Consider the following 24,493-nt stretch of genomic DNA (forward strand, 5'->3'; position numbering starts at 1 on the left):
CCGCGGGCCCGTCGGTCATCCGCGGACGCCGAGCTCGCGTTCCAGCCACGCGCGTTCGGCGTCGATCTCGGCGTCGTGGACGGCGATGACGGCGCGACGGTACCTGTCTTCGACCTCGTCGTTGTCGATGGGGCCTTCGCCGTCGCTGTAGAGGCGGCGCACGTCGGCTTCGGCGAGCGAGTCGAGCCGGCGGCGCAGCACCGCGTTCCTGTCCGCCTCGTCGGGGATGACGGACAGGAACGACATGACGACCGCCCATTTGGTGATGTTGGTGAGCATGTATCCGCTCGTGCCCTTGAGCTCGTCGATGAGCGCCTCACGGCCGGCCGGTTCGAGATGGAATTCGCGCAGACGCCGCCCGTTGACGACCGTATGGGTCTCGCCGATGTACCCGGCCTTGACGAAGCGCCCGGTGACCGCATGCAGCGTGCCGTCGGAGACCGCCTGCATGTAGCCCTGGAGCTGCTCCATCTTCTTACGCAGCCGGTAGCCGCACGCGGGCCCCTCCGAGAGGAATCCCAACGTCATGAGTTCTATCGTGTTCATCATGCCCACCATGATACCTCGCTTCGATATATCTCGAAACGACACGCCGACAGCGAACGCCGGCCGTCATGCCCCGCCGCCGCGGAATTCCGCCGTTCTGCAACATGTCATACATTGATTCGATATATCTCGGCTTGAAATATGCCAATACCTCGAATAGAGTGATGACCAACGCGAGGACGACGGGAACGGCAACCGCACCGCCGCCGGCAGCGACAGCAGAACGCAGACAGCAGCAGACACCACCGAAAGGAAAACCACCATGAGCACCATCACCATCTTCGGCGCGGGCAACATCGGATCCGCCGTGGCCGGCATCGCCGTCAAGGCCGGCGCCTCCGTGCAGGTCATCGACCGCAACCCGGACAAGGCCGCGGCGGCGGCCGACGGCGTCACCGGCGCGAAGTTCGGCGAGGCCGTCACCGGCGACATCGTCGTGCTCGCCCTGCCGTTCCCCGCCTACGAGGAGACGCTCGCCGCCTACGCCGGCCAGTTCGCCGGCAAGACCATCGTCGACGTGTCCAACCCAATCGACTTCACCACCTTCGACCTGGCGCTGCCGGAGGGCGCGAAGTCCGCCGCCGAATGGCTGGCCGGCAAACTGCCCCAGTCCAAGGTCGTCAAGGGCTTCAACACGACCTTCGCCGCGACCCTGGCCACCGGCGTCAACGACGGCGCGCCGACCGTCGTCCAGCTCGCCTCCGACGACGACGCGGCCAAGAAGTCCGTCGCCGCGTTCATCGAGGCCGCGGGACTCAAGACCGTGGACGCGGGCCCGCTCAAGCGCGCCCAGTACCTCGAGGGCTACGGCGCCCTGCAGATCGTCCTCGGCGTGACCGAGCAGACCCCGTGGACCGGCGGCTTCAAGGTCGTCAAGTAAGCGGTCGTCCACGGCGAACGGCTGGGCCCCGACGCGAACCTATCGTGTCGGGGCCCAGCCGTTCGCCGTAAGAGCGTAAGAGCAGGTGAGGGAATCCTCACTCCTCGATGCCGAGCATCGAACGCAGCCATCCGAGCTCAGCCGCGACCTGCGCGTCATGCACGGTGATGAGACCGCGACGGTACGGGTCGTCGATGTGGTCGATCGACAGCGGGTTGCCCGCATCGCAGTAGAAGAAGTGCACGTCGCCGCCGGACAGCAGGTCGTAGCGGCGGCGCAGCACCGCGTCGCGGTCGGCCTTGTCCGGAACGACGGACAGGAAGGTGAGCACGACCCGCCACCGGTTGAAGTCGGTGAGGATGAAGCCGTCCGCGGTCTTCAACGCCTCGACGAGCGCCTCGCGGCCGGCCGGCTCCAACGTGAACAGGTGACGCTGGCGACCGTCGCGCACATCCGTCTGCTCGGAGATGAGACCGGCCTTCGCGAGACGGCCGGTCGCCGGGTAGATGGCGCCGTCGCTGAACCGGCGCATGTCGCCCTGCAGCTGCTCCATCTTCTTGCGCAGTTCGTAGCCGCACATCGTCTTCTCGGACAGGAATCCGAGAATCATCATCTCAATCAGGCTCATACCCTACTTCTCACCTCGTTTCGACATCCCAGCCATGATACCGGCCGGCACGGATGCGCGCCGCCGCGTTCCGCCCGCGGCTGACCCGCTCCACACGTCCGCCATCGGCCGCGGCCGGCGCATGACGGTGGGAACGGGAGTACAGTAGCGTTCCGTGGCTCAGAATCGTGCAGGAATCAAACAGGCATCGGCCGACGCGAAATACCGGCAGATGACGCAAAGCCCCGTCAAACCGCTGATCCTGCGGTTGTGCATCCCGGCGGTCGTATCGAATCTGGTGACCACCGCGTACAACCTCACCGACACGTTCTTCATCGGCCAGTTGGGCACCTCCCAATCGGGCGCGATCGGCATCGCGTTCTCCATCATGACGATCCTGCAGGCGCTCGGATTCTTCTTCGGCAACGGCGCGGGCAACTCGATGAGCCGGGAGCTCGGCAAACGCAACAACGAGCGCGCCTCCAAGCTGCTCGCCATCGGATTCGCGGGCGCCGTGCTCTCCGGACTCGTCGTGACCATCGTCTGCCTCGCCACCTTGCGCCCGCTGGTCGTCGCGCTGGGCTCGACCGCGACCATCGCACCGTACGCGGTCACCTATCTGACGCCCATCCTCGTGGCCGCTCCGTGCGTATGCGGCTCGTTCGCGCTGAACGGCCTGCTGCGCTACCAGGGCCAGTCCGCATTCGGCATGATCGGACTCGTCACCGGCGCGCTGCTCAACTTCCTGCTCGCCCCGTTGTTCATCTTCGTGGCCCATATGGGCATCTTCGGCGCGGGTCTCGCCACCGGCATCTGCCAGACGGTGAGCTTCGTCATCCTCACCGTGATGAGCGCCCGGTTCGGCGTATTGAAGCTGTCGCTGCGCAACTGCCGTCCCGACCCGCTGCTCCTGCGCGAGATCGCGGGCGGCGGTCTCCCCTCGCTGATCCGGCAGGGCGCCGGCTCGATCGCCACCACGTGCGTGAACATCGCCGCCAACCCGTTCGGAGACGCGGCCATCGCCGGCATGGCCATCGTCATGCGCATCATGCTCGGCGCGAACTCGGTCATCATCGGCCTCGGGCAGGGCTTCCAGCCGGTGTGCGGCTACAACTACGGCGCCGGCAAGTTCGCGCGCGTGCGCGAGGCCTACTGGTTCTGCGTGAAGCTCGCCACCGGCGTGCTGCTCGTGCTCGCCGTGGCCATCTGGACGATCGCGCCGCAGCTGGTGGAGATCTTCCGCTCCGATCCGGCCGTGGTCGCGGTGGGCGTCGCGGCCCTGCACTTCCAATGCGTGACGGTCGTGCTCAACGGCGTCAACATGATGGGCAACATGATCTCCCAGACACTGGGCAAGACCGGCATCGCCTCGTTCCTCGCCGTATGCCGCACGGGCCTCTATCTCGCGCCGATCGTGCTCATCCTCCCCCACTTCCTCGGCGTGACCGGCGTGGAGGCCGCCCAGTCCCTGGCGGATATCCTCACGTTCGCGACGACCATCCCGTTCATGCGCCACATCCTCGGCAAGGTGCTGCGCTGAGAGACGGCGATCAGGTCCGCCGCGACGGCGCCAAGCGTCCTACCGGCCGGTCTGCGCCTGCGTCTGGAGGCGCCTGACCTGCGCGATGACGTCGCGATGCTCGTCGAGCAGCGCCTGCGCATCATCGTCCCGGCCTTCCGCGACGGCCCGCCAGTAGAGGGTCTTCAACGAGACGTACGCCTGCTGCATGCGGATGGCTTCGGCGCGCGCGGCGAGCCGCAGCGCCTGCGCGTCGAGCAGTTCGATCTGGCGTTCCGCTCCCGCCGCGCCGTCCTGCGCGTTGCGCAGGTATTCGCGCATCGATTCGAGCGGCATGCCCGTGGCGGACAGGCATGCGATCGTCGTGAGCCGGGTCAGGTCGTCGTCCGAATAGGCGCGATGCCCGGACGGGTCGCGGGCGATCGGCGGGATGATGCCGATCTGCTCGTAGTAGCGCAACGTGGATTCCGGCAGTCCGGAGGCGAGCGACGCCTCGCGGATCGTATGCCAGGTGGTGGTGTTCAGACTCATACCACCCATCGAAACACCATGGTCCTGCGGTGTCCAATACCCGTATCTGATCGCCGACCATGCCCGACATGCATGTTACGGAACATTGCCTCCGATTCCGCTGACGACCGACGGCACCCGCACCTACCGCAGGTACCGGCCCGTCACGCTGTCCGGGTTCGCGGCGACGGCTTCCGGCGTGCCGGTGGCGACGATGCGGCCGCCGGCCTCGCCGCCGCTGGGGCCCATGTCGATGATCCAGTCGGCGTTGGCGATCATGTCGAGATCGTGTTCGATGACGACGACGGTCGCCCCGCCCTGCACGAGCCGGTCGAACACGTCGAGCAGCACGCGCACATCCAACGGGTGCAGGCCGATGGTCGGCTCGTCGAACACGAACACGGCGTCCGATTGGACGCGCCCCATCTCGCCGGCGAGCTTCAACCGCTGCGCCTCGCCCCCGGACAGGGCGGGCGTCGGCTCCCCCAACGTGAGATAGCCGAGTCCCAGATCATGCAGCGTCTCCAACCGCGCATGCACCTTGCGCATGTCTCCGGTCGCCTCCAGCGCCTCGTCGACGCTCATCGCCATCAATTGCGGCAGGGTGAGCGCGCGCCCGTCCTTCGACACGCGGTGGATCGCGCCGGCGGCGGGCGCGTAGCGCGACCCTCGGCAGTCGGGGCAGTCGATGCTCACGTCGGGCAGGAACTGCACGTCGAGCGAGATCGACCCGGTGCCGTCGCAGGTGGGGCAGCGCAGCCGTCCCGTGTTGTAGGAGAAGTCGCCGGCCTTCCAGCCGCCTTGCTTCGCCTCGTCGGTGCGGGCGAACGCGCGGCGCAGGTCGTCGTGGATTCCCGCGTACGTGGCGACGGTGGAGCGCACGTTCGCGCCGATCGGCGTCGCGTCGATGAGGTTCGCACGCCGGATGCCGTCCGCCGCGATCGCACGCACGTGCGCGGGCATCGCGGTGTCTTCCGCGTTCGCCCGCAGCGCGGGGATCAACGATTCGAGCACCATTGTCGTCTTGCCCGAGCCGGACACGCCCGTCACCACGGTGAGACGCCCGCGCGGCACGTCCACGACCAGAGGTTTCACCGTGTGCAGCGGCCCGGTCTCCATGTGGATCGCGCCCGCCTCGAACATTCGGTCCGCGTCAAGGCGCGCACGCACCCGTTCCGGACCGGTCTCGGCGAGGAACGGCGCGATGCGACTGCCCCGCTCCCCCATGGCCGCCACGTCGGCGACCGTGCCCTGCGCAATCACGTGGCCGCCGGCCGCGCCCGCGACCGGGCCCATCTCGATGAGATGGTCGCACGCCTTGAGCACGCGCACGTCATGGTCGACGACGACCACGGTGTTGCCGTCCGCCACGAGGTCGCGCATCACGCCGATCAACCCGTCCACGTTCGCCGGGTGCAGGCCGATCGAAGGCTCATCGAGCACGTACAGCACGCCGGTGGTCCGGTTGCGTACGGCGCGCGCCAGTTGGACGCGCTGCCGTTCGCCGGTGGACAAGGTGGAACCTGCACGGTCGAGCGCGAGATAGCCGAGGCCGAGCTCCAGCAGGCGTCTGGCCACGTCGAGGAACGATTCGGCGATGTTCGTCGCCATCGGACGCATCGCCTCGGGCAGAGTGGCGGGCACGCCGCGCACCCAGGCGACCGCCTCGTCCAAGGTCATGGCGCTCGCCTGGGCGAGATCCAGCCCGCGCACGCGCGGCGCACGGGCGGCCTCACTCAATCGCGTGCCGCCGCAGTCCCGGCACGGCTTCTCCTCGAGGAACCGCGCGACGCGTTTCAGTCCCTTCTCGTCCTTGGCCTTGGCGAGCGCGTTCTCGACCGTGTACACGGCGTTGTAGTAGGTGAAGTCGAGTTCGGCGAAGTCGTCGCTTTTCTTCGACCGGTAGAGGATGTGCTTCTTGACGGCGGGCCCGTGGTATACGATGTCGCGTTCCTTGTCGGTGAGTTCGCGGAATGGCACGTCGGTGCGCACGCCCATCGCCCGGCATACGTCCTTCATCAGGTCCCACATGAGCGACCCCCATGGGGCGACGGCGCCTTCGTCGATGGTCTTCGACTCGTCGGGCACGAGCGAGGCGAGGTTCACTTCGCGCATGACGCCGGTGCCGGAGCAGGTGGGGCATGCGCCCGCCGAGTTGAAGGCGAGGGATTCGGCGCCGGGCCCGAAGAACGTCTTGCCGCAGTTCGCGCAGCGGATGGGCAGTTCGGCGGCCACGTCGAGCGTGGGTTCGTGGCGCGCCCCGCAGTGCGGGCATACGTGCGCGCCGCAGCGGGAGAACAGGAGGCGCAGGCTGTTGAGCAGTTCGCTCATCGTGCCGAACGTGGAGCGCACTCCCGGTACGGCGGGCCGCTGGTGGAGGGCGAGCGCGGCGGGTACGTGGCGCACGTCGTCGACCTGCGCGCGCGTCGCCTGGGTGAGCCGCCGGCGCGTGTATGTGGACAGGGCCTCCAGGTAGCGGCGTGAGCCTTCCGCATAAAGCACGCCCAATGCGAGCGAGCTTTTGCCCGATCCGGAGACGCCGGCCACGCCGGTGAGCGCGTCCAACGGCACGTCCACGTCGATGTGCTTGAGGTTGTGCACGTGCGCGCCGCGCACTTCGATCGCGGTCGGCGTGTGGCGCTTCCCCGCGTCTTCCGGCCTTTTGCCCCGTTCTTCCGTACGCTCCAGATCATGCTCATCCGTCATGCGGCCCATTGTAGATGCCGTACGTCTGTTGTCGTCGTGCTCCAGTTCGTATCGCATGCGTCACGCGGTGTGCGCGTGGATCTCGTATGATGCGTATGCGGGCAGGTCGTAGGTCTCGATGGAGAACGCGCGGCTCTTCCCCGTCGCCGGTTTGGCGATGTACTCGTTGCGTCCGAAGATGATCGTTCCGGTCTTGTCGCGCAGGACGAGCGTCACGATGATGTCGTCCGTGTACACGCCTTTGCCGTTGTCGTCGTCGCGGTCGGTCGTCACTTCGCCGCCGAACGTGACGCCGTCGAGGTCGGTCTTGCGTTCCTGCACGTCGTGCACGCTGTACGATTCGGTTCCTCCCGTGTCGAGCAGGTCGTCGGAGGATGGCGTCTCGACGGTGAACTCGACGGTCGCGGGTTTCTCCCCGTCGCCGCTCTGCCCGCTGAAGTACGCGGTCTCGCCGGCGAAGACGAGCGGGAAGACGGGCGTGTCGGAGAACATGACGGAGCCGTCGGCGGCGCGACCGGTGACGGTGACTCTCGGGAATTGGACGGCGTGCGTCGTATCCGTGTTGCGCAGGGCGAGCGCGTATTCCACGTATCCGCTTTCGGCCGACCAGCCGGATTCGACCAGTTCGAGCGGATTATGGTCCACGGCGTCCGTGCCGCCGGCCGTGTCACCGGTCGCATCGTGGGAACCGTTCGCGCCATCCGCGCCGTTGCCGGAGGATGTCCCGTCACCGCCCGTCAAAGGCCGCGACGTCGTCGATGACGCGGATGACGCGGCGTTCCCGGTGTCGGCGAGGCGCAGCGCCGCGTATCCGACGCCGGCGGCGAGCAGGAGCGCGACGAGACCGACCGCCGTCCACGCGACGATGCGGCGGGAGGCGGATGCGCGGCGCATGGCACCGGTCGGCGCGGACGCGCCAACGGTGCCGTCGCCGGCGAGCGCCGACGTAGAGACCGCGGGCGACGCCGCTGCGGAAGGCGCCTTGCCTTCCGTGCCGTGTTCCGCTCGTTCCAAAGCGTCACGCAACTCCTGCACGGACTGCATGCGCGCGCTTGGCTCGAACGCGCACGCCTTGGCGACGACGGCGCGCGACGCGGGCGACGCCGCCGTGGCGTCGGCGAGCGTGAGCCCGTACGCCGTCGCGTCGGACGGGCTCACGCCGGTGAGCATGAAGCCGAGCACGCGTCCGATCGCGTACACGTCGGTGCGGGCGTCGGTGGGCGCGAACCCGTATTGTTCGGGAGCGGCGTACCCCCATGTGCCGAGCGTGGTCGTGTCGCGTGCGCGCGCCGTCGCGTCGCCTGTGGCGGCACCGACGTGTTCGCGGGCGATGCCGAAGTCGATGAGGTGCACGCCGTCCGTGGCGATGATGATGTTCGCGGGCGTCACGTCGCGGTGGATGATGCCGTGCGCGTGGAGTTCGCCGACCGCCTCGCACAGTTGGACGGCGATGCGCGTCGCCTCGGATGCGTCCAGCCGGCCTTTCCCGGTGACGTGCCGTTCGAGCGTAACGCCGGGCACGTAGTCGTAGACGACCACGAACCGGTCGGGCAGCTCGTAGGTCGCCTCGACGCGGGGCAGGCGCGGCGACGTGCAGTCGGCGAGCGTGGACCAGAGGCGTCGGCGGGCGAGACGCAGCGGGATCTTCTTGCGTACGAACGGTCCGGCGCCGTCCAACGTCACGAGTTCGGTGACGCCGGACGGCCCGTCGGCGAGCGTGCGTTCGACGCGGTAGGCGTCGTCCAGTCCCATGGCGTGCAGGGTCTGCGTGTCGTCCATATGATCGCTCCAGTCGCTCCCGTTCCCGCTCAGTCCCGCGGCGTGAGCGTCGGCTCGTCGAACCGGTAGAGTTCGTCGTCGGTGGCGGCGAGGCCGAGGCCGTTCTCCACGCACCAGATGACGATCGCGTCGCGGCGTTGCCGGCACCACAGTTCCGATACGCCGGCGAGACGCAGCAGACGTTGCGTCTCGCGCAGGTCGCAGCCGAGGCCGAACGCGAGCCGGATCGCGTGGTCGCGACCGGGGCGGCTTTTGCCGGAGAACACGTCGTAGACGACGGTGGGGTTGATGCCGGAGGCGCGCGCCACGTCGGCGCGTTTGCGGCCGTGGCGGTCCAGCAGGAACTTCAGGTAGTCGACGAGCCGGTAGTCGCGTGGGCGTTCCTCGTCGAGGTACGCGTCGATGCTGCCGCTGGCGAGCAGACGGTCCAGCAGTTCCTCGGTGAGCCGCCGCTCCCCTCCCGTTGCGTTCATTGCCATGTCTCCTTGTATCGTTCCGCATCGCTCTTCCCTGACATCACATCAGGAAGAAGTCGTCGATCTCCGATTCGTCGTGCAGGATCTCCTCCTCGGATACGCCCGTGGCCCTCGCCAGCTCGATTGATCCCTCGAACCGCAGCCGCACGTTCACGTCAAGGTCGAACGCGTAGCGCTGCAGGTCGCCGAGCTTTCGGTATTCGGCCATCAGTCGTCGCAGAGCGCGGGCGTGACGCTCGTCAAGGTCGGCGATGAACGAGTCCATCCGCGCCTGATAGTCGTCCAGCAGCGCGCGCTCGCGTCTGTTCAGCACGTCCTTGCCGAGCCGAAGCGCGGTCGAGACCGCGATCGATCCGATCAGGGCGCCTACGACCGGAACGGGGATGACCGCCTGCCCGACCGCCGCGCCGACGGCGGCACCGGTCGCGTCGATGGCGTTCATCGTCACGAGGTTGAGGAATCCGTCGTCGTCGATCTCCCCGGACCTGAGTCTGATGGCCGCGTCAATCAGTCCGAAGGTCCCCGCAGCGATGGCGCCGGCGCTGGGGGCGGACAGCCGGCACACGTTGGTCAGGCCGTACACCGCGTAGCCGGAGACGCCTCCCTTGAGCGCGCCTTCGGCGGTCGTGAGCCCGCACGCCTTCCAGTCGTCGGCGGTGAACTGCCAGACCTCCCTGCCTTCCCTGTGACGTTCGTAGATGAACATGCCGAGGTTCACGCCGCCCTGCATGGCGGCTGCCACGCCGGCGGCCTTATGGGCCTCGCCGAGGTTCGGGCGGGCCTTGTCCTGGGCGGCCGCGCGTCGTTCGTCGGCGTCCTCCCGGATCCGCTCCTTGCGTTCCGCGGCCCTCCGGTCGAGGTTCTCGGCCTCCTGCGCGAACGTCCGGTCGATCGCGCCTTTCTGCACCTGGCCGTAGTCGAGTTTCGACGGACGCATCCACTCGTCCCACGGCACGCCGCGACGTTCGCTCTCGTCTTCGATCAGTCTGCGGATGCCCTCGACCGTGCGGTCGCTCAGCCGCTGGCCGTCGAGGAGCACCTCCTTGTCTCCGTTCATGATGGACCGATACGCCGCCACATGGTCCTTGGAGAACATCATGTCCATCTGCGGGTAGCGTGCGGCGGCCTCGATCTCATGACGCAGGTTCGCATAGAACTTCATCTGCACGGCGCGACCGTCGACCAGCAGATCGGCCGGGCCGTTGTCGTTCAGCAGGACCGTCGACTCGGTCAATCCGTCGAGTGCCCGTCGGGCGTTGGCGATGCCGGTCTCGGCGAATTCGGCGATGAACCCGTGCAACCCTCTGTCGCCGCCGCGGTTCGCGTCGATGACCTGTTCCGCCACGTCCGCCTTGGCGGCATCGATATGGCGCAGCGCCTCGGCGAGCCGGCCGTCCATGACCTTGAGTGAATCGTTCTCCTGCGCCAGGATCTCCCCCAACGACGCCGCCAGCTCGGACAGGCGCATCCGGTTCAGCCAGTCGACGTATGCCGCGATGCCCTGTCCGACGTTGAGGTCGACGATCCTGCGGTCAATCATCGAGCTTCAGCTCCTTGTTGATAAGCTGCGCGAGGGTCAGCGTCGCGTTGACGAGCAATCCGGCCCGCATCTTCTCGTCCTTGGTGAACCGGCTGTAGTCGGTGCCGGTCACCGCCTTGTTGGCCTGTTCCACCCCGTCGATCTGGGTCCGTGTCGTATCGGCCAGGGCCTTGACCTCGGCGTTCATCCCATCGAACCGGCGGATCATCTTCTCCACGCCTTGACGCTCGCCGACCAGCTTGTCCGCCGCTTCCTTGTTCTTCTGGCTCGCGAAGATGCCCGAACCCACCGCCGCGGCGCCGGCCACGCCGGCGATGGTCCAGCCCACGGGACCTGCAAGAGCCAGGAGAGCCGTGCCGGCGGACATGCCGCCGCCTCCCGCGGCCAACGCGCCACCGCCGAGCCAGGCCAATGCGGCGCTGTTCGCCGCCGCGCCGGACAGCGCGGAGATCGCGGTCCCGGTCGAGGCGACGCCGAACGTGGTGGCCACGCCCATCGCGGCGGTCGGGCCCATCGTCGCCACCGCCAGTCCCAGGGCGCCGAGTGTGGCGCCGGCTCCCGCACCGCCCTCGGCGGCCTTGGCCTGGTGCTCGGCCTGTCTGATCTCCTGTTCCTTGTTCTCGAAGGTCTCCACTTCGACGGCGATCTTCTTCAGGTCGACGGCGAACTCCTTCGGCGTGTTCGCCAGCTGGTTGATGTGCTGCTCGACGTATTTGACGTGCACGATCGCGAGTCTGCGCAGGTCGTACAGGGCCTTGGTGTTGTCGGACAACTTCTCCGCGGTCTTCTCGTAGCGTTCCACCGTATGGTTGTAGTCGTCCACGGCCTGCTGCCTCAGACGCGAGTTGAACAAATCGACGCTGTCGATGCCGCCTTTGACGCCTTGGGCGAGTTTCTGCGTGTCCTGGGAGGCCTTTCCGGCGGTCTCGCCGATGGCCTTCCCCGCCGCGCCGGCTGCCTTGCCGACGCCATCGCCGAGATTCGCCGCGACCTTCATCGCATCGCCGGCCGCCTTGCCGACCCCGTCGCCGACGGACTTCGCCGCCTGACCTACCTGATTCCCCGCATCCTGTGCGATCTTCCCCGCTTTGCCGGCAAGATCGCCGATCCCTTTGCCGAGATTGCCGAATAGATTGGCCATCGTCTGGTTTCCTTTCCTCGTCGTCGTTGCCGTGTCTTCCATCCTATCGGCCGGGTCGGCCGTCCGTAGGACCGCCACGACATGTCCCGGATCTTCTCGCCGCCGATTCAGTCGACGACTGAGGGATGCCGCTCATCCGGTCGCAATGATGGATGAGCGGCGTGATCTCGTCTTCCCGGCGGAATCCACACCTCCCATAAAAAGCCATTTTAATGACATAACGCTAATTTGATTACATTTCCACATTGGATTACATTGAAAAGGGCGCACAATGGCATGTCATGCGCACGGGAAGGAAAGGCAACCATGAGCGAACGTTGGAGAACCGCCATTACGGTCGGTTTGACAGTGACGGTCGCCGGGCTCACCGCATCCGTCATCACCATGCTGTTGCTGGAGCGGAATCACCGGGCCTGACGGCACGGCACGACCCGTCGGACCGGCTCATCGCCCATCTCCAAGCGATGACGCACCGGCAGGACGGCCAGTAATCGCGAACGTACCTCGGCTTATTGAGGAAATACGAGGAGACGGCGTTTCAGCGTTTGCCGAGACCGCCGTCGGGGAACATGAGGAACGTGAGCGCGCCCGCCGCGGCGCCGCTGGCGAGCGCGCCGGTCACGACGGTGAGGATGCGCATGGCGGCACCGGGCGTCACGTGCACGTTCTTCGCCGCGGCACGTGACGTCGTCGCGTCGCCGGATGCGATGCGCGAGCGCGCCGCGTCCGGCGACGGCGCGCGTCCGGCGTTGTCCGGAATGTCGTCGCCGTCCGTCGTTTTGTCATTGACCGTCGTCTCGCCGTTCGTCGCGTCATCGCCGTCCGCCTCGCCGCGCAGCGGCTCGTCGACGAGCGTGGTGATGACGCGGGCGAGGTCGCGGTTGTCGTGTTCGGCGATCTCCGCGTTGAACACGGTGCGCAGGGCGAGGTATTGGAGTTTGCTCATCGGCGTTTTGCCGGTCTCGAGGTTGGAGACGGTCTGTCTGGCCACGCCGAGTTCGTCGGCGAGCTCCTGCGTGGTCCATCCGGCGACCTTGCGTATGATCGACAGGTTCTCCTGGAACTTGCCGATCCATCGGCGTTCGATTTCGGGTACCGCCATGACGTGTTCTCCTTCCGCGCTGCCACCCATCATACGCAATGGCCGCGTGCCGCCCCGGTTCGGTGGGGCGGCACGCGGCCATTCGCGTTTCGGTCGGCTCCGGCCGTGGCGTTCGGGTCGGCCGGGACTTTGGCGCGTCAGAAGCGGATGAGCGACTTGATGACCTTGCGCTGGTCCATCGCCTCGTACGCCTCCTGGATGTGGTCGAGGTCGTAGACGCCGGTGAACACGCGGCCGGGGTCGATCCCGTGGTTCACGACCGCGTCGAGCAGACCGGACTCGAGGTCGTAGTGGCGCACGGGCGCAGGGCCGCCCTTGATGCCGATGTTGCCGTAGAACGTGCCTTCGGCGCTGATCTCGACGTCGTGCGGGAGGCCGACGCGGCCGATGACGGCGCCGCGGCGGGCGAGGCCGATGGCCGTGTCGAACGACTGCTTGGAGCCGACGCATTCGAGCACCGCGTCCGCGCCGTAGCCGCCGGTCATCGAGAGCACCTTGTCGACGGCGGCCTGGTCGCGTTCGGCGACGACGTCGGTCGCGCCGAATTCGCGGGCGAGGGCGGCGCGGTCCTCGTGGCGGCTCATCGCGATGATGCGCGTCGCGCCGAGCATCCTCGCGGAGAGGACGCCGCACAGGCCGACGGCGCCGTCGCCCATGACGACGGCCGTGTCGCCGGGCTTGACCTCGGCGGAGACGGCGGCATGATAGCCGGTGGACATCACGTCGGCGATGGTCAGGAGCGAGGCGAGCGTCTCGTCGTCATAGTCCTCCGGGGAGCCGGGGACCTTGACGCACGTGCCGTCCGCTTCGGGCACGCGCACGTATTCGGCCTGGCTGGCGCCGAAGTAGCCGCCGTGCGGGCACACGGACTCGAAGCCGGCCTCGCACACCGGGCATTTGCCGCAGCTGTACGGGAACGGCAGCACGACGAAGTCGCCGGGCGCGACGGTCGTGACGGACGCGCCCACCTGTTCGACCACGCCGATCGCCTCATGGCCGATCTGGCTGTTTTCGGGATGCGGGGAGAGCCCGCGGAAATACCACAGGTCGGAGCCGCACACGCAGGCGCGCACCACGCGCACCAGGGCGTCCGTGTCCTGTTCGACGCGCGCCTTCGGCACCTCGCGCACGGCCATCTCGCCGGGCTTCACGAAGATCGCGGCCTTCATCGTCTCGCTCATGATCGTCTCCTTCATCATCATCGTCGTTCGATTCGCGACTTCACATCGTGTCGACGGCTCCCACCGTACGCACCTGAAGCGCTTGAAGGGCAAGCCGCGACACGCCGTCGCGGGCTCCTCGCCGGATCGGCCGGATCGGCCGATCATTTCACCCGCGTGATGGCGTCCCCCTTGACCATGAACCCCTTGCGCGCCATGTCGATCATCGGCTGGTCGAACGCGCTGTCCGTGTAGAACTCGTCGATGACGGCGTCCGCGCCCAGCACCTCGCGCAGACGCTTCGGCTTGTTCGTGTTGAAGTTGAGGTACGTGACCTCGAAGGTCGCGGGGTCGATGGTGGAGGCGATGAGACGCCTGACGCCGAGTCTGCGGCACGCCTCCCCCACGGTCACGTCGAACGAGGCGGTGAGGATCACGTCATCGGGCCGCGGCTCGTACCACGGCTTGATCTTGCGCATGTTGCGGTCCCAGAACGCGCTGACCAGCGACCTCAGTCCGCCGGTCAGGTCGTCGGCGCCGACCACCGAGGCGTCGGCGGCGAGGATGTCGTTGCCGAGCCCGGCCTTCGCCGCGTCGTTCAGGGCGCTCACGCGCAACGCGTCGACGCCCTTCGACGTGGACAGGTCGTGGAGGTATTTGCGCGCCACATCGCCCACGCCACGCTCCATCTGCTCGAGCGTGGCACGCCCCAGCTTGTATTTGGCGGCGTAGCGCAGCACGGGGGCGAGATGGCGGAACACCTTCACGTCGTAGCGTGCGCTGAACAGGTAGAGGTCGAACAGGCTCTCCCCGTCGTAGATGGTCCCATCGAAATCGAAGACCCGCATGCGCTTCCCCTCACCTCACCGGCCGAGACCGGTCGTCACCTGCTGCTCGACGCGGTCGTACGCCTGGGAGAGCAGCATGTTGCCGGGCACGGTGGTCAGCAGGAACGCGAGCACGGCGGCGATGACCGACGCGATGATGCCTTTGATGAGCCTGACGACGATCCTGAAGACCACGTAGGCGATGGCCGCGCCGATGGCGACGGTCAGGCACGTGCGCACCTCGGCGGGCAGGCTCCCGTACCACACGGCGATGCGGTCGAAGACGGACAGGTCGAGACCGTTGAGGTCGACGTCGGTCAGGTCGATGGCTGGGAACATGGGTTTCCTTTCGAATGTCTGATGGATGGCGTGGACGGACCGGGCGGTCCGGACGCGGCCGGTCACGCCTTGTGCGGCATGTCCGTCTCGGTGTCGATGACGATGGTGACCGGCCCGTCGTTGACGAGGCCGACGCGCATGTGCGCGCCGAAACGGCCCTCGCGCACCGGAACGCCGCCGGAACGCAGCGCCTCGTTGAAGCGGATCCACATGAGGTCCGCGTGTTCGGGCCTGCCGGCCTTGATGAAGCTGGGACGGTTGCCCTTGTGCACGTCCGCGTAGAGGGTGAACTGGGAGATGGACAGGATCGCGCCGCCGACGTCCTGGATGGAGCGGTTCATCTTGCCATGTTCGTCCTCGAAGACGCGCAGATTCAATACCTTATGGGCGAGCCAGGCGATCTCGGCGTCGCCGTCCGCGTCGGACACGCCGACGAGGATCATGTAGCCGTGGCCGATCTGCTGCGGCTCGAACGTGGGGTCGACGGTCCCGAGCTCGTTGACCACGTCGACGCTCGCCTGGGAGACTTTCTGGATGACGATTCGCATGCCCCCGATTATGCCACGTGTTTGTTCGCCGGAACCTTGCGACGGGCTGGGAGCCGGTCGGCGTGGACGGCCTTGCGGATATGCGAAAGGCGGAAGGCCCGGTCTCGGACCGGAGCCTTCCGCCTTGTTCATGCGATCTTCGACGCCGATGCGTCACTCAATCGCGTCACTTGATGATGACGTCCTCGGGCTTGATGTCGGAGGTGAAGCTCGGGGCGAGCTCGCTCTCGTACGCCTTCTCGAAGAAGCCGTCGTCGGTGAGGGTCTTGATCTCCTTGTTGGTCCAGTCGAGCAGGCTCTTGTTGCCCTTCTTCACGGCCGGCGCGATCGTGGACTCGTCGCCCAGGGTCTTGATGCCGACGGTGTAGCCCGGGTTGTCCTTGGCCCACGCGTACAGGTACGTGTTGTCGTCGGCGAGGGCGGCGACGCGGCCGTCCTTGAACGCCTGGAACTGCTGGGTCTTGGAGTCGAACTTCTGCAGGTTCACGTCCGGGTAGTTCTGGGTGAAGTAGGTCTCGGCGGTCGTGCCCTTGGTCACGGCCAGGTCCTTGCCCTTGAGGTCGTCGGCGCTGGTGATCTTCGCGCTCGTCGGGGAGACGACGCCGATGGAGACCTTCATGTACGGGCTGGCGAAGTCGACGACCTGCTTGCGCTCGTCGGTGACGGTAAAGTTGGCGAGCACGAGGTCGACCTTGTCGGACTTCAGGGAGTCGACGCGGCCGTCCGCGTTGACCTGCACCCACTCGACCTTCACGCCCAGGTCCTTGGCGACCTGGTTGCCGAGCGCCACGTCGTAGCCGGCGCGGGTGCCGTCGTTCTTCACGTAGCCGTACGGCGGCAGGTCGCCGAACGTGGCGATGCGGATCTTGCCGGCCTTCTTGATCTGCTCGACGGTCTGGCCCTGCTGGCCGGACGCGGACGAACCGCCGGCCGCCGGGTCGGGGCCGTTGCCGCACGCGGCGACGGAGATCAGCGTGGCCGCGGCGAGCACGCCGGCGGCGATCTTCTTCAGGTTGAACATGATGGTTCTCCTCTCTCTTGGATTGATGACAGGTTGGAAGTATCGGGGGTGTCGGCGCTCGTCACTCGTCGCCGACGGGCGACATGCTGTCGAGGAAGTTCCTCGCGCGGTCGGTCTCCGGGTTGGTGAAGAAGTCGGCACCGGACTGGCGTTCGAGAATCACGCCGTTCTCGAGGAACATGACGGTGTCCGCCACGCGGCGGGCGAACTCCATCTCATGCGTGACGACGATCATCGTCATATGGCGCTTGGCGAGGCGCAGCATGAGCTCGAGGACCTCGCGCACCATCTCCGGGTCAAGCGAAGCGGTGACCTCGTCGAACAGCATGAGCTCGGGGTTCATGGCGAGCGCGCGCACGATGGCGATGCGCTGCTTCTGGCCTCCGGACAGTTCGCGCGGGTACGCGTTCTTGTATTCGGACAGCTGCACGTCCGCGAGGAGCTTGTCCATCTGCTCGTCGACCTCGGCCTTGGGGCGCTTCTGCACCTTGGTGGGGCCGAGCTCGATGTTCTTCGCGACCGTGAGGTTCGGGAACAGGTCGTAGCTCTGGAACACCATGCCGATCTCGTTGCGCAGGCGACGCCACGCCTTCTCGTTGTTGTTCGGCACGACCTCGCCCTTGAAGCGGATCTCGCCGCCCTGGATGGTCTCCAGACCGTTGAGGCAGCGGATCAGCGTGGACTTGCCGGAACCGGACGGGCCGAGCAGGACGAGCACCTGGCCGCGCTTCACGTCGAAGCTCACGTCCTTGAGCACCTCATAGTCGCCGTAGGATTTGCGCAGATGGCGCACGGACAGCAGCGGCTCCTCGCCCGTGGCGGTGGTTTCGTTGTCGGCTTCAGCCATTGTTACGCTCCTTGGCTCGCTTCTCCAGGACCTTGGCGATCATCGCCAGCGGCCAGCAGATGATGAAATACAGGAAGAAGATGAATCCGTACACCCAGAAGGCGGCGTCCGGATGGGTCATGCGGTTCGCCTCCATGATCTGCTGGCCGACGGTGATCACGTCGATGACGCTGATGAGCAGCAGCAGCGACGTGGTCATGATGACGCGGGCGGCCAGGTTGATGGTGGCGGGCACCATAAGGTTGATGGACTGCGGGATGCGCACGTACCACAGGATCTGCAGCCCGTTCATGCCGAGCGCCTTGCCCGCGTCGACCTGGTGGTCGGACACGGAGATGAGGGCGCCGCGCACGATGTCGCTGATCTCCGCCGCCACCCACAGGCCGAAGGCGACCACGGCGACGGTCACGCCGTCCACCTGCACGCCGAGTTCGCGCGGCAGGATGTAGTAGGACAGGAACAGGATGACCAGCGTGGGCACGATGCGGAAGAACTCGAGGTAGAGGCGCAGGACGGCGCGCAGGACCGGGTTGTGCAGGATGCGCAGCGCGCCGAGCACGATGCCCAGCGGGATGCCGACGAGGAGCGCGAGGCCCGCCACCGTCACCGAGGTGCCGAGGCCGGACAGCAGTCGCGTGAGGTTGTCCCCCGTGAAGATGACGCTCGCACCGGAGGCCGCGGTGACGTACGCGGCGCCCGCGGCGTCAGTTATCGCCAAAGGTTCCACGACGGACCCTCCTTTCGATGAGCGTGAGGATGACGGACAGCGGGATCAGGATGATCGCGTAGGCGACGACCAGCATGAGCAGGTACTCGTCGCTGCGGTAGTACATGCCGATCAGGTCGCGCGCCGTGTTGGTGAGCTCCGGCACGGCGATCACCGTGAACACGGACGTCTCCTTGACCATGAAGATCACGTTCGCGGCGACGGCGGGCACGCTGCGCGTCAGTCCCTGCGGGAGGGTGACGTGGCGGATCATCTGCAGCGGCGACAGGCCGAGGGCGCGCGCCGATTCGTTCTGCACGCGCGGAATGCCGGTGAAGCCGCCTTCGAACGCGCCGCACATGTAGGCGGATCCCAGGATGGACATGCCGACGACCGCGCAGGTCTCGGCGCTCCACTTGACGCCGATGGACGGCAGTCCGTAGTACAGGAAGAACAGCTGGATGAGCAGCGGGGTGTTGCGGAACAGCTCCTGGAACACGGTGCTGATCTGGGCGAGGACGGGCACGCGGTATTCGCGCAGCAGGGCGAGCACGAGCCCGAGCAGCGTGGCGAGCACGACGCTGACGGCGGAGAGCCTGAGCGTCAGGACGAACGCCTTCTCGAACAATGGAAGCGCCTGTTGGATGACTTCCCAGCTCACTGCCGCCCTCCTTCCCTGGTCTTGGTTTGCATGGATGTCATGGTCATGTGTGGTTCGCTGGTGTGCGATTCTCTCTTGCGGTTCGTTTCTTCTCTTGTCTCGGTTCCGCAGGGCCGATTCATTCGTTACCCATAAGAATAATGGGGAACGAACGCGCCGATTCTACCAAATATGAAACATTTTCAATCATTATCTCACAATCAAAACTGTCCCACATACTGTCGGAACAATCACGACAAGCTAGCACGACCTCAGGAAAAGCAATGTTTCCAACGAAAACCGGACGACGAACCGAACATCGCGGCCGACGACGGACATGACGCACTCGACCGTCGTTATGAAGTCTGCTTATACCCCGCTATCGGATAGTCCGAAGTGAATCATGGACACGGCGGCACGGGCGGCGTCTCAGACCTCCCGGCGTTGTCGCTTTCGCCCTTAGACTGGAGGGCATGTCTCTAACTATCGGAATCGTCGGACTGCCGAACGTCGGCAAGTCCACCATGTTCAACGCACTGACCCGCAACAACGTGCTCGCCGAGAACTACCCGTTCGCCACCATCGAGCCGAACACGGGCGTCGTGCCGCTGCCGGACGACCGCCTGCCGGTGCTCGCCAAGCTGGTGCACACGGAGAAGATCGTGCCCGCCACCGTGACGTTCGTCGACATCGCCGGCATCGTCAAGGGCGCCTCCGAAGGCGAGGGCCTCGGCAACAAGTTCCTCGCGAACATCCGCGAGGCCGACGCGATCTGCGAGGTCGTGCGCGCCTTCGAGGACGACGACATCGTCCACGTCAACGGCAAGGTAGATCCGGCCGACGACATCGACACCATCAACACCGAGCTGATCCTCGCCGACCTGCAGACCATCGAGAACGCGCTGCCCAAGCTGGAGAAGGACCTCAGGGGCAAGAAGATCGAGCCCGAATACATGGAGGCCGTCAAGCAGGCCAAGACCATCCTCGAAGGCGGCGAGACGCTCGACAAGGCGGCGCGCGAAGGCCGCTTCGACAAGGACTCCGTCTACGACCTGCACCTGATGACCGCCAAACCGTTCATCTACGTGTTCAACGTGGACGACAACGAGCTCGCCAACGACGAGCTCAAGGCGAAGCTCGCCGCGTCCGTCGCCCCCGCGCCCGCCGTGTTCCTCAACGCCCAGTTCGAGGCCGATCTGACCGAGCTCGACGAGGCGGACGCCCGCGAGATGCTCGAGGACGCTGGTCTCAAGGAGTCCGGCCTCGACCAGCTGGCCCGCGTCGGCTTCGACGTGCTCGGCCTGCAGACGTTCCTGACCGCGGGCGAAAAGGAGGTGCGCGCCTGGCAGATCCACAAGGGCTTCACCGCCCCGCAGGCCGCCGGCGTGATCCACACCGACTTCGAAAAGGGCTTCATCAAGGCCGACATCGTCTCCTACGACGACTTCGTCGCCGCCGACGGCTCGATGGCCGTCATCAAGGAGGAGGGCAAGCTCCGCCAGGAAGGTCGCGACTACGTCATGCAGGACGGCGACATCGTCGAGTTCAAGTTCAATGTGAGCAAGTAATCGCGACAGCGATTGCCGCGTAGCGTCGAGGGCCTTGGAATCCAAGCGGTTCCAAGGCCCTCGTCAAATGGGGAGCGCTGGCCGTTGCGGCGTGGTCTGTGTTGGGAACGGTGCATCGCCGGGGTCTGCGCCCGGTGTGACGGACGATTGGATCGGAGAGAAAGCCACAGGTGCCAATCGTGGACATAATCGCGTTTTGTGTAGCGCGAAACGAAGCCTCTCCATCACACGGCGTTCTGTAATGGAGCCATGACCAACAACAGTGCCAACAACTCAGCAATCTCCATTCAGGTTATGGTGGCCGGCCGTGTTCGTGTCTCACCGGATCTGCCTTTCGGCAACGGGTGCGGACTGGTCCGCGGTTCGGGTTTTTTCGTGCCCGCGTCCAAGCGCATATGGCTGCCCGTGTGCGCGTTCCTCGTCACCACGCCGCACGGCCGTATCCTGTTCGACACCGGCTGGGGCCGGGACATGAGCCCGGACGGCGTCTACGACCGTGGGGCGCAGATCCGCTCTCTCGGCTCATGGTCCCTGTACCGGGTCAACCAGGGTGTAGTGGGTACGGGGATGACCGTGCCTGAGCAACTGGCCGCGCAGGGCCTGTCCCCGGCTGATCTCGACGTGGTGGCGATCTCCCATCTCGATTGCGACCACGCGAATGGACTGCGCGGCGTGAGGAACGCCCGGCGCATCATGATATCCAGGGACGAGATGCGGTGCGCCACGCGGTTCCCGAACAGCCTCGTGCGCTTCAATGCCTCGTGGTGGAGGGGAATCGACCTCGACCTGTACGACTGGAACGACCATGAGGGCCCCGCCGGACGATCCTACGACCTGTTCGGCGACCGCAGCGTGCAGCTCATCAACATCCCCGGCCACACCGACGGTCAGGTGGCCATGAAGATCACGGCGCCGTCGGGCCGGTACGTACTGCTGTTCGCCGACGGCGGCTACGCCACGCGATCATGGAGGGACATGGTTACGTCAGGCATCGTCTACGACCGTCACGCGCAGCGCTCCTCGCTCGAATGGATACGCGAGCAGAGCCTGTCGCCGCTATGCGTGCGGTCGATCGCCTGCCACGACACGGCGAATCGTCCCGAGACGATCCTGCTGAGCTGAAACGGCGCACGTCACGGCACGATCAGTGCGTCCAGCGCGCCGAACACCGTGTTGACGATTCCGTCCACTCCCTGCTCGTGTACCTTGGATGGGTCGTGCAGCCAGAACGTGGTGGCCGACACCATCGATGAGGCGACGATCTCCAGAATCAACTCGCGGTTGACGGTGGGACGGCGCGGACCTTCCGCCCGTGACGCCTCACCGCCGTCGGTCATCCGCAGTCTGCATTGCCGCTTGATGGCGTCCTTCCATCGTTCAATGAACCGAACGTCGGGCGCCGAGACGAGCAGCGCGTGGAACGCATCCTCGTTGGCCCGGATGTAGTCCAGCGTGGGCATGAGCGTGACGCGCGCTGCTCCGTGCGCATCCCCGCCATCGGCATCCCTGACGGTCAGCGGCTCGTTCAGCTCCTCGAGGTCCCTCACCAGTCGACGTTCCAACGTCTCGAGCACCTCGCCAACGTGGTGGTAGTGCGCATAGAACGTGCTGCGCGCCACGAACGCTTTCGCGCATAGCGTCTTGACCGATGGCAGCTCGACGCGTCCCGCCGGGCCGGATGGATCGGCGCCTTCGTTGAGCAGATCGATGAGCGCGCGCTCGATGGCAGACTCGACGTCGTCCCGCGGCTTAGACGCAACGGGCGGCGGATCGGCATGTGAGGTCTCCATGTCTCAACTCATATCCGCCATTCCGGACAGGCGACCCCATCGCCGAGGGCGCCAACACCAAGGGTGATAAGGCGTTGTTCATCCGGCGTGCATCCCGACTCGTGGGGTTTCGCGTGGTCTTACTCAGGAATACCGGTACATTGCCATCAGACTCGCTGTCGCGGCGGATGACTGAGATCAATGCGTGGAAACGAGCGACTGTTGCAGAAGGGCAAGCCGGTCGAGTTCAAGTTCTCCCCAACGTCTAAGAAGTGATTGCTTCATAGCGCAAAGGGCCTTGGAATTCCAGTGATTCCAAGGCCCTTGGTTTTCCGTCATGCGGAGCTTTTCAGAGTTTGATCCGATGTCACGGTTTCACGATCGGCATGAGCAGGACGCTGTCGTAGACGCCGCCCGTATGCACGGTGTGCCTGCCCTGATTGACGGTGGGCAGCTGTGCGTCCGGCGCCTCGTCGCTGGCGCGGGCCTCGGCCACCGGACCGCAAGCGTGTCCGCCGATTTCCAGCACCAAGGTCTCTCCTTCATGCAGGAGCATATCGGTCGGCCACAATCCCAGATCGACCTGCACCGGTACGAACGGGGTGACCGGCTGCGGGTTCGTGTAGGTCATGTACGGCTCGGTCGGCGTCGATCGCTTCGTGTCGAGTTCGCGGTGCGATGCGCGCAGTCGGCCGTTGGGGCCAACGTAGATCGGTCCGCCGGGCAGCTGCTTGCCCTTCGGCGTGAGGGCTATCATCATGCGCAGTTTCTTCTCCAAGCCGGGGAAGACCACGTGGTACAGCACTTTGCCCTTCGCATCCTTCTTGTACAGCTGGGCGAACAGATCCATGTCGTCGCCGGCGTCGGTGCTCATCCATAGGCGGGCATTGAGCGGCCCGTGGATTTCCATGTCCCGGGGAATCCGGTATTCGAAACGCGCGACGGCGTTCATGTCACGGCTGACGGCATCGTATTCGGCGCTGGATTCCAGTGCGGCCTGCTGCTCGTTCATGGTGCCGTCCGAGGCGTCCAGGTGCAGTTCCATCGTTTCGGTCCGTACGCAGGGGTAGTCGTCGGCCGTGGAGAACAGGTTGTGTTTGGCCCCCACGTCAAGCCGTGAATAGCGTACGCGCGGCGTCTGCTCCCAGCCGTTGTCGATGCCCTTGAGATAGTGATCGAAGAAGCGACGCAGGTCGTCGCAGTTCTCCCGGGTGTCGAGGTCGCCCCATTCGTGGGTGTCGTGGATGCGCAGCCATTTGTCCTTCGATCCGAGTCGTTTGAATCCGGAGAGTGTGCTGCGGGTGTGGATCGGATGCGTCCAGCTGGCCACCACATAGGCGGGGACGGTGACGTGTTCGAGATCGGGGATCTTGTCGGTCCAGTAGTCGTCCACGAGCGGGTGCTGTTCGAGCATGCCGGTCACATCCTCGAATCGGCTCTGCCCGTACAGGAATCCGACGATGTCGATGTCGTGGAACGTGCCGTTGGGGATGCCGCCACGGCACACCACGTCGCGGTATTCGTCGGTGAGGCCCTCCCACGGGGCGATCGCGGCCAGATGGGCCGGTTTGGCGGCTGCGGCGGCCCATTGGATCATGGCGAGCTGTGAATTGCCCATCATGCATACCTTGCCGGTGCACCAGTCCTGGCTCGCGATGTATTCGATGGTGTCATGCACGTCCCGTCCGGCCTGGGTGCCCATGAAGTACATGTCGCCGCCGGAGTGACCGATGCCCCGCTCGTCCACCACGCAGATCGCATATCCATACCTGCACCAGTATGCCGGATCTGGCGATTCGAAGCGTTGCAGACCGGATACCTGATCCTTGGGGAACCCGGTGCTGGTCACATCGTAGTTGGCGTTGAACGGGCCTCCGCGCTTGCTGTAGGGCGAATAGACGAGAATGACCGGGGTGCGGGTGTCGCCCTGCCTGCGCCATAGGTCACCGTAGATGACCGTGCCGTCGCGCAGCTCGATCGGGATGTCCTCCAGACATTCGATGTCAATCGGCAGCTTCATGGCTCCCTTGGCGTTGACGCTCCCCTCCCGGTAGAGGACGGTTCGCGTCTCCAATGGAGGAATCGGAGGTTTGGCCTGATTCAGTGGGTTCGCCGGTTTGAACAGGATGTCGCTTCCGTTGATGTCAAGCAACGGTGCGTTGCTGTTGGTGGTATCGGTCATGGTGTTCCTTTCTGTGATGGGATTTGTAATGGAGGACAGCTGATGTGATTCGGTTGGCGTGTGTCCTTTTGGACGACTGT

General features: G+C 65.8%; 22 protein-coding genes and 1 pseudogene. 4 read left to right on the forward strand and 19 right to left on the reverse strand.

Annotation, left to right across the window (positions count from 1 at the left end):
* Positions 1–15: 15 nt before the first annotated feature.
* Positions 16–549, reverse strand: a complete 534-nt coding sequence (locus AC1AYX_RS01170) for a PadR family transcriptional regulator (RefSeq protein WP_476501779.1) — start codon at positions 547–549, stop codon at positions 16–18.
* 238 nt (positions 550–787) lie between these two features.
* Here AC1AYX_RS01170 and AC1AYX_RS01175 point away from each other — a divergent pair.
* Positions 788–1,426 (forward strand): annotated as a pseudogene (locus AC1AYX_RS01175) (NADPH-dependent F420 reductase); the annotation flags it as partial.
* Between the two features lie 97 nt (positions 1,427–1,523).
* Here AC1AYX_RS01175 and AC1AYX_RS01180 read toward each other — a convergent pair.
* Complete coding sequence (locus AC1AYX_RS01180) at positions 1,524–2,054, reverse strand: PadR family transcriptional regulator (RefSeq protein WP_476501780.1); 531 nt, start codon at positions 2,052–2,054, stop codon at positions 1,524–1,526.
* A 211-nt stretch (positions 2,055–2,265) separates the two neighbouring features.
* Between AC1AYX_RS01180 and AC1AYX_RS01185 the strand changes: the two genes are divergently transcribed.
* Entirely contained in the window at positions 2,266–3,573 is a 1,308-nt protein-coding gene (locus AC1AYX_RS01185) for an MATE family efflux transporter (protein ID WP_476502022.1), read from the forward strand.
* A 39-nt stretch (positions 3,574–3,612) separates the two neighbouring features.
* Here AC1AYX_RS01185 and AC1AYX_RS01190 read toward each other — a convergent pair whose 3' ends face one another.
* From AC1AYX_RS01190 to AC1AYX_RS01260, 15 genes are all read right to left on the reverse strand, one after another.
* A complete protein-coding gene (locus tag AC1AYX_RS01190; RefSeq protein WP_476501781.1) occupies positions 3,613–4,083 on the reverse strand; it encodes a MerR family transcriptional regulator in 471 nt (156 codons plus the stop codon).
* Between the two features lie 123 nt (positions 4,084–4,206).
* Positions 4,207–6,768: an excinuclease ABC subunit UvrA gene (locus AC1AYX_RS01195; RefSeq protein ID WP_476501782.1), complete on the reverse strand. Its 2,562-nt coding sequence runs from the start codon at positions 6,766–6,768 to the stop codon at positions 4,207–4,209.
* A gap of 60 nt (positions 6,769–6,828) precedes the next feature.
* The gene (locus AC1AYX_RS01200) at positions 6,829–8,547 is read right to left on the reverse strand and encodes a serine/threonine protein kinase (protein ID WP_476501783.1); all 1,719 of its coding nucleotides are present in this window, start codon (positions 8,545–8,547) and stop codon (positions 6,829–6,831) included.
* A gap of 29 nt (positions 8,548–8,576) precedes the next feature.
* On the reverse strand, positions 8,577–9,026 hold the full coding sequence (locus AC1AYX_RS01205) for a helix-turn-helix domain-containing protein (RefSeq protein ID WP_476501784.1): 450 nt from the start codon (positions 9,024–9,026) through the stop codon (positions 8,577–8,579).
* Positions 9,027–9,063: 37 nt separating this feature from the next.
* Positions 9,064–10,563 carry a hypothetical protein gene (locus AC1AYX_RS01210; RefSeq protein ID WP_476501785.1) on the reverse strand — a complete coding sequence of 500 codons (1,500 nt, stop codon included), beginning with the start codon at positions 10,561–10,563 and terminating at the stop codon, positions 9,064–9,066.
* Entirely contained in the window at positions 10,556–11,704 is a 1,149-nt protein-coding gene (locus AC1AYX_RS01215) for a hypothetical protein (RefSeq protein ID WP_476501786.1), read from the reverse strand. The genes AC1AYX_RS01210 and AC1AYX_RS01215 overlap by 8 nt, the downstream gene beginning before the upstream one ends.
* Before the next feature lie 538 nt (positions 11,705–12,242).
* Positions 12,243–12,806, reverse strand: coding sequence for a helix-turn-helix transcriptional regulator (locus AC1AYX_RS01220; protein WP_476501787.1), 564 nt, complete (start codon positions 12,804–12,806; stop codon positions 12,243–12,245).
* 137 nt (positions 12,807–12,943) lie between these two features.
* Positions 12,944–13,987 carry a zinc-dependent alcohol dehydrogenase family protein gene (locus AC1AYX_RS01225; RefSeq protein WP_476501788.1) on the reverse strand — a complete coding sequence of 348 codons (1,044 nt, stop codon included), beginning with the start codon at positions 13,985–13,987 and terminating at the stop codon, positions 12,944–12,946.
* Between the two features lie 143 nt (positions 13,988–14,130).
* Positions 14,131–14,814, reverse strand: coding sequence for an HAD family hydrolase (locus AC1AYX_RS01230; RefSeq protein WP_476501789.1), 684 nt, complete (start codon positions 14,812–14,814; stop codon positions 14,131–14,133).
* Between the two features lie 15 nt (positions 14,815–14,829).
* A complete protein-coding gene (locus AC1AYX_RS01235) occupies positions 14,830–15,132 on the reverse strand; it encodes a hypothetical protein (RefSeq protein ID WP_476501790.1) in 303 nt (100 codons plus the stop codon).
* Between the two features lie 62 nt (positions 15,133–15,194).
* Entirely contained in the window at positions 15,195–15,680 is a 486-nt protein-coding gene (gene dtd / locus AC1AYX_RS01240) for a D-aminoacyl-tRNA deacylase (protein ID WP_476501791.1), read from the reverse strand.
* Positions 15,681–15,846: 166 nt separating this feature from the next.
* Positions 15,847–16,701, reverse strand: a complete 855-nt coding sequence (locus AC1AYX_RS01245; RefSeq protein WP_476501792.1) for a transporter substrate-binding domain-containing protein — start codon at positions 16,699–16,701, stop codon at positions 15,847–15,849.
* 61 nt (positions 16,702–16,762) lie between these two features.
* Positions 16,763–17,548 carry an amino acid ABC transporter ATP-binding protein gene (locus AC1AYX_RS01250; RefSeq protein ID WP_476501793.1) on the reverse strand — a complete coding sequence of 262 codons (786 nt, stop codon included), beginning with the start codon at positions 17,546–17,548 and terminating at the stop codon, positions 16,763–16,765.
* Complete coding sequence (locus tag AC1AYX_RS01255) at positions 17,541–18,275, reverse strand: amino acid ABC transporter permease (protein WP_476501794.1); 735 nt, start codon at positions 18,273–18,275, stop codon at positions 17,541–17,543. Before AC1AYX_RS01255 ends, AC1AYX_RS01250 begins: the two co-directional genes overlap by 8 nt.
* Positions 18,253–18,915 (reverse strand): amino acid ABC transporter permease, encoded by a 663-nt coding sequence (locus tag AC1AYX_RS01260; RefSeq protein ID WP_476501795.1) that lies wholly within the window; start codon positions 18,913–18,915, stop codon positions 18,253–18,255. Before AC1AYX_RS01260 ends, AC1AYX_RS01255 begins: the two co-directional genes overlap by 23 nt.
* A gap of 452 nt (positions 18,916–19,367) precedes the next feature.
* On the opposite strand from AC1AYX_RS01260, the gene ychF reads away from it, so the two are divergent.
* Together ychF and AC1AYX_RS01270 are read left to right on the forward strand one after the other, a co-directional pair.
* Positions 19,368–20,462 carry a redox-regulated ATPase YchF gene (gene ychF, locus AC1AYX_RS01265; RefSeq protein ID WP_476501796.1) on the forward strand — a complete coding sequence of 365 codons (1,095 nt, stop codon included), beginning with the start codon at positions 19,368–19,370 and terminating at the stop codon, positions 20,460–20,462.
* Positions 20,463–20,837: 375 nt separating this feature from the next.
* Entirely contained in the window at positions 20,838–21,584 is a 747-nt protein-coding gene (locus AC1AYX_RS01270; protein WP_476501797.1) for an N-acyl homoserine lactonase family protein, read from the forward strand.
* An 11-nt stretch (positions 21,585–21,595) separates the two neighbouring features.
* Here the strand turns inward: AC1AYX_RS01270 and AC1AYX_RS01275 are convergent, their stop codons facing one another.
* A complete protein-coding gene (locus AC1AYX_RS01275; protein WP_163196203.1) occupies positions 21,596–22,252 on the reverse strand; it encodes a hypothetical protein in 657 nt (218 codons plus the stop codon).
* Positions 22,253–22,598: 346 nt separating this feature from the next.
* Positions 22,599–24,413, reverse strand: a complete 1,815-nt coding sequence (locus AC1AYX_RS01280) for a CocE/NonD family hydrolase (protein ID WP_476501798.1) — start codon at positions 24,411–24,413, stop codon at positions 22,599–22,601.
* Between the last annotated feature and the right edge of the window lie 80 nt (positions 24,414–24,493).

It is taken from the genome of Bifidobacterium sp. LH_419, assembly GCF_056356955.1.

Coding starts and splice junctions, on each gene's coding strand:
- AC1AYX_RS01200 (WP_476501783.1), bottom strand. CDS start 8,547: ATGGACGACACGCAGACCCTGCACGCCATGGGACTGGACGACGCCTAC.
- AC1AYX_RS01180 (WP_476501780.1), bottom strand. CDS start 2,054: ATGAGCCTGATTGAGATGATGATTCTCGGATTCCTGTCCGAGAAGACG.
- ychF (WP_476501796.1), top strand. CDS start 19,368: ATGTCTCTAACTATCGGAATCGTCGGACTGCCGAACGTCGGCAAGTCC.
- AC1AYX_RS01205 (WP_476501784.1), bottom strand. CDS start 9,026: ATGGCAATGAACGCAACGGGAGGGGAGCGGCGGCTCACCGAGGAACTG.
- AC1AYX_RS01215 (WP_476501786.1), bottom strand. CDS start 11,704: ATGGCCAATCTATTCGGCAATCTCGGCAAAGGGATCGGCGATCTTGCC.
- AC1AYX_RS01170 (WP_476501779.1), bottom strand. CDS start 549: ATGATGAACACGATAGAACTCATGACGTTGGGATTCCTCTCGGAGGGG.
- AC1AYX_RS01220 (WP_476501787.1), bottom strand. CDS start 12,806: ATGGCGGTACCCGAAATCGAACGCCGATGGATCGGCAAGTTCCAGGAG.
- AC1AYX_RS01195 (WP_476501782.1), bottom strand. CDS start 6,768: ATGACGGATGAGCATGATCTGGAGCGTACGGAAGAACGGGGCAAAAGG.
- AC1AYX_RS01245 (WP_476501792.1), bottom strand. CDS start 16,701: ATGTTCAACCTGAAGAAGATCGCCGCCGGCGTGCTCGCCGCGGCCACG.
- AC1AYX_RS01190 (WP_476501781.1), bottom strand. CDS start 4,083: ATGAGTCTGAACACCACCACCTGGCATACGATCCGCGAGGCGTCGCTC.
- AC1AYX_RS01230 (WP_476501789.1), bottom strand. CDS start 14,814: ATGCGGGTCTTCGATTTCGATGGGACCATCTACGACGGGGAGAGCCTG.
- AC1AYX_RS01275 (WP_163196203.1), bottom strand. CDS start 22,252: ATGGAGACCTCACATGCCGATCCGCCGCCCGTTGCGTCTAAGCCGCGG.
- dtd (WP_476501791.1), bottom strand. CDS start 15,680: ATGCGAATCGTCATCCAGAAAGTCTCCCAGGCGAGCGTCGACGTGGTC.
- AC1AYX_RS01225 (WP_476501788.1), bottom strand. CDS start 13,987: ATGAGCGAGACGATGAAGGCCGCGATCTTCGTGAAGCCCGGCGAGATG.
- AC1AYX_RS01210 (WP_476501785.1), bottom strand. CDS start 10,563: ATGATTGACCGCAGGATCGTCGACCTCAACGTCGGACAGGGCATCGCG.
- AC1AYX_RS01250 (WP_476501793.1), bottom strand. CDS start 17,548: ATGGCTGAAGCCGACAACGAAACCACCGCCACGGGCGAGGAGCCGCTG.
- AC1AYX_RS01185 (WP_476502022.1), top strand. CDS start 2,266: ATGACGCAAAGCCCCGTCAAACCGCTGATCCTGCGGTTGTGCATCCCG.
- AC1AYX_RS01280 (WP_476501798.1), bottom strand. CDS start 24,413: ATGACCGATACCACCAACAGCAACGCACCGTTGCTTGACATCAACGGA.
- AC1AYX_RS01235 (WP_476501790.1), bottom strand. CDS start 15,132: ATGTTCCCAGCCATCGACCTGACCGACGTCGACCTCAACGGTCTCGAC.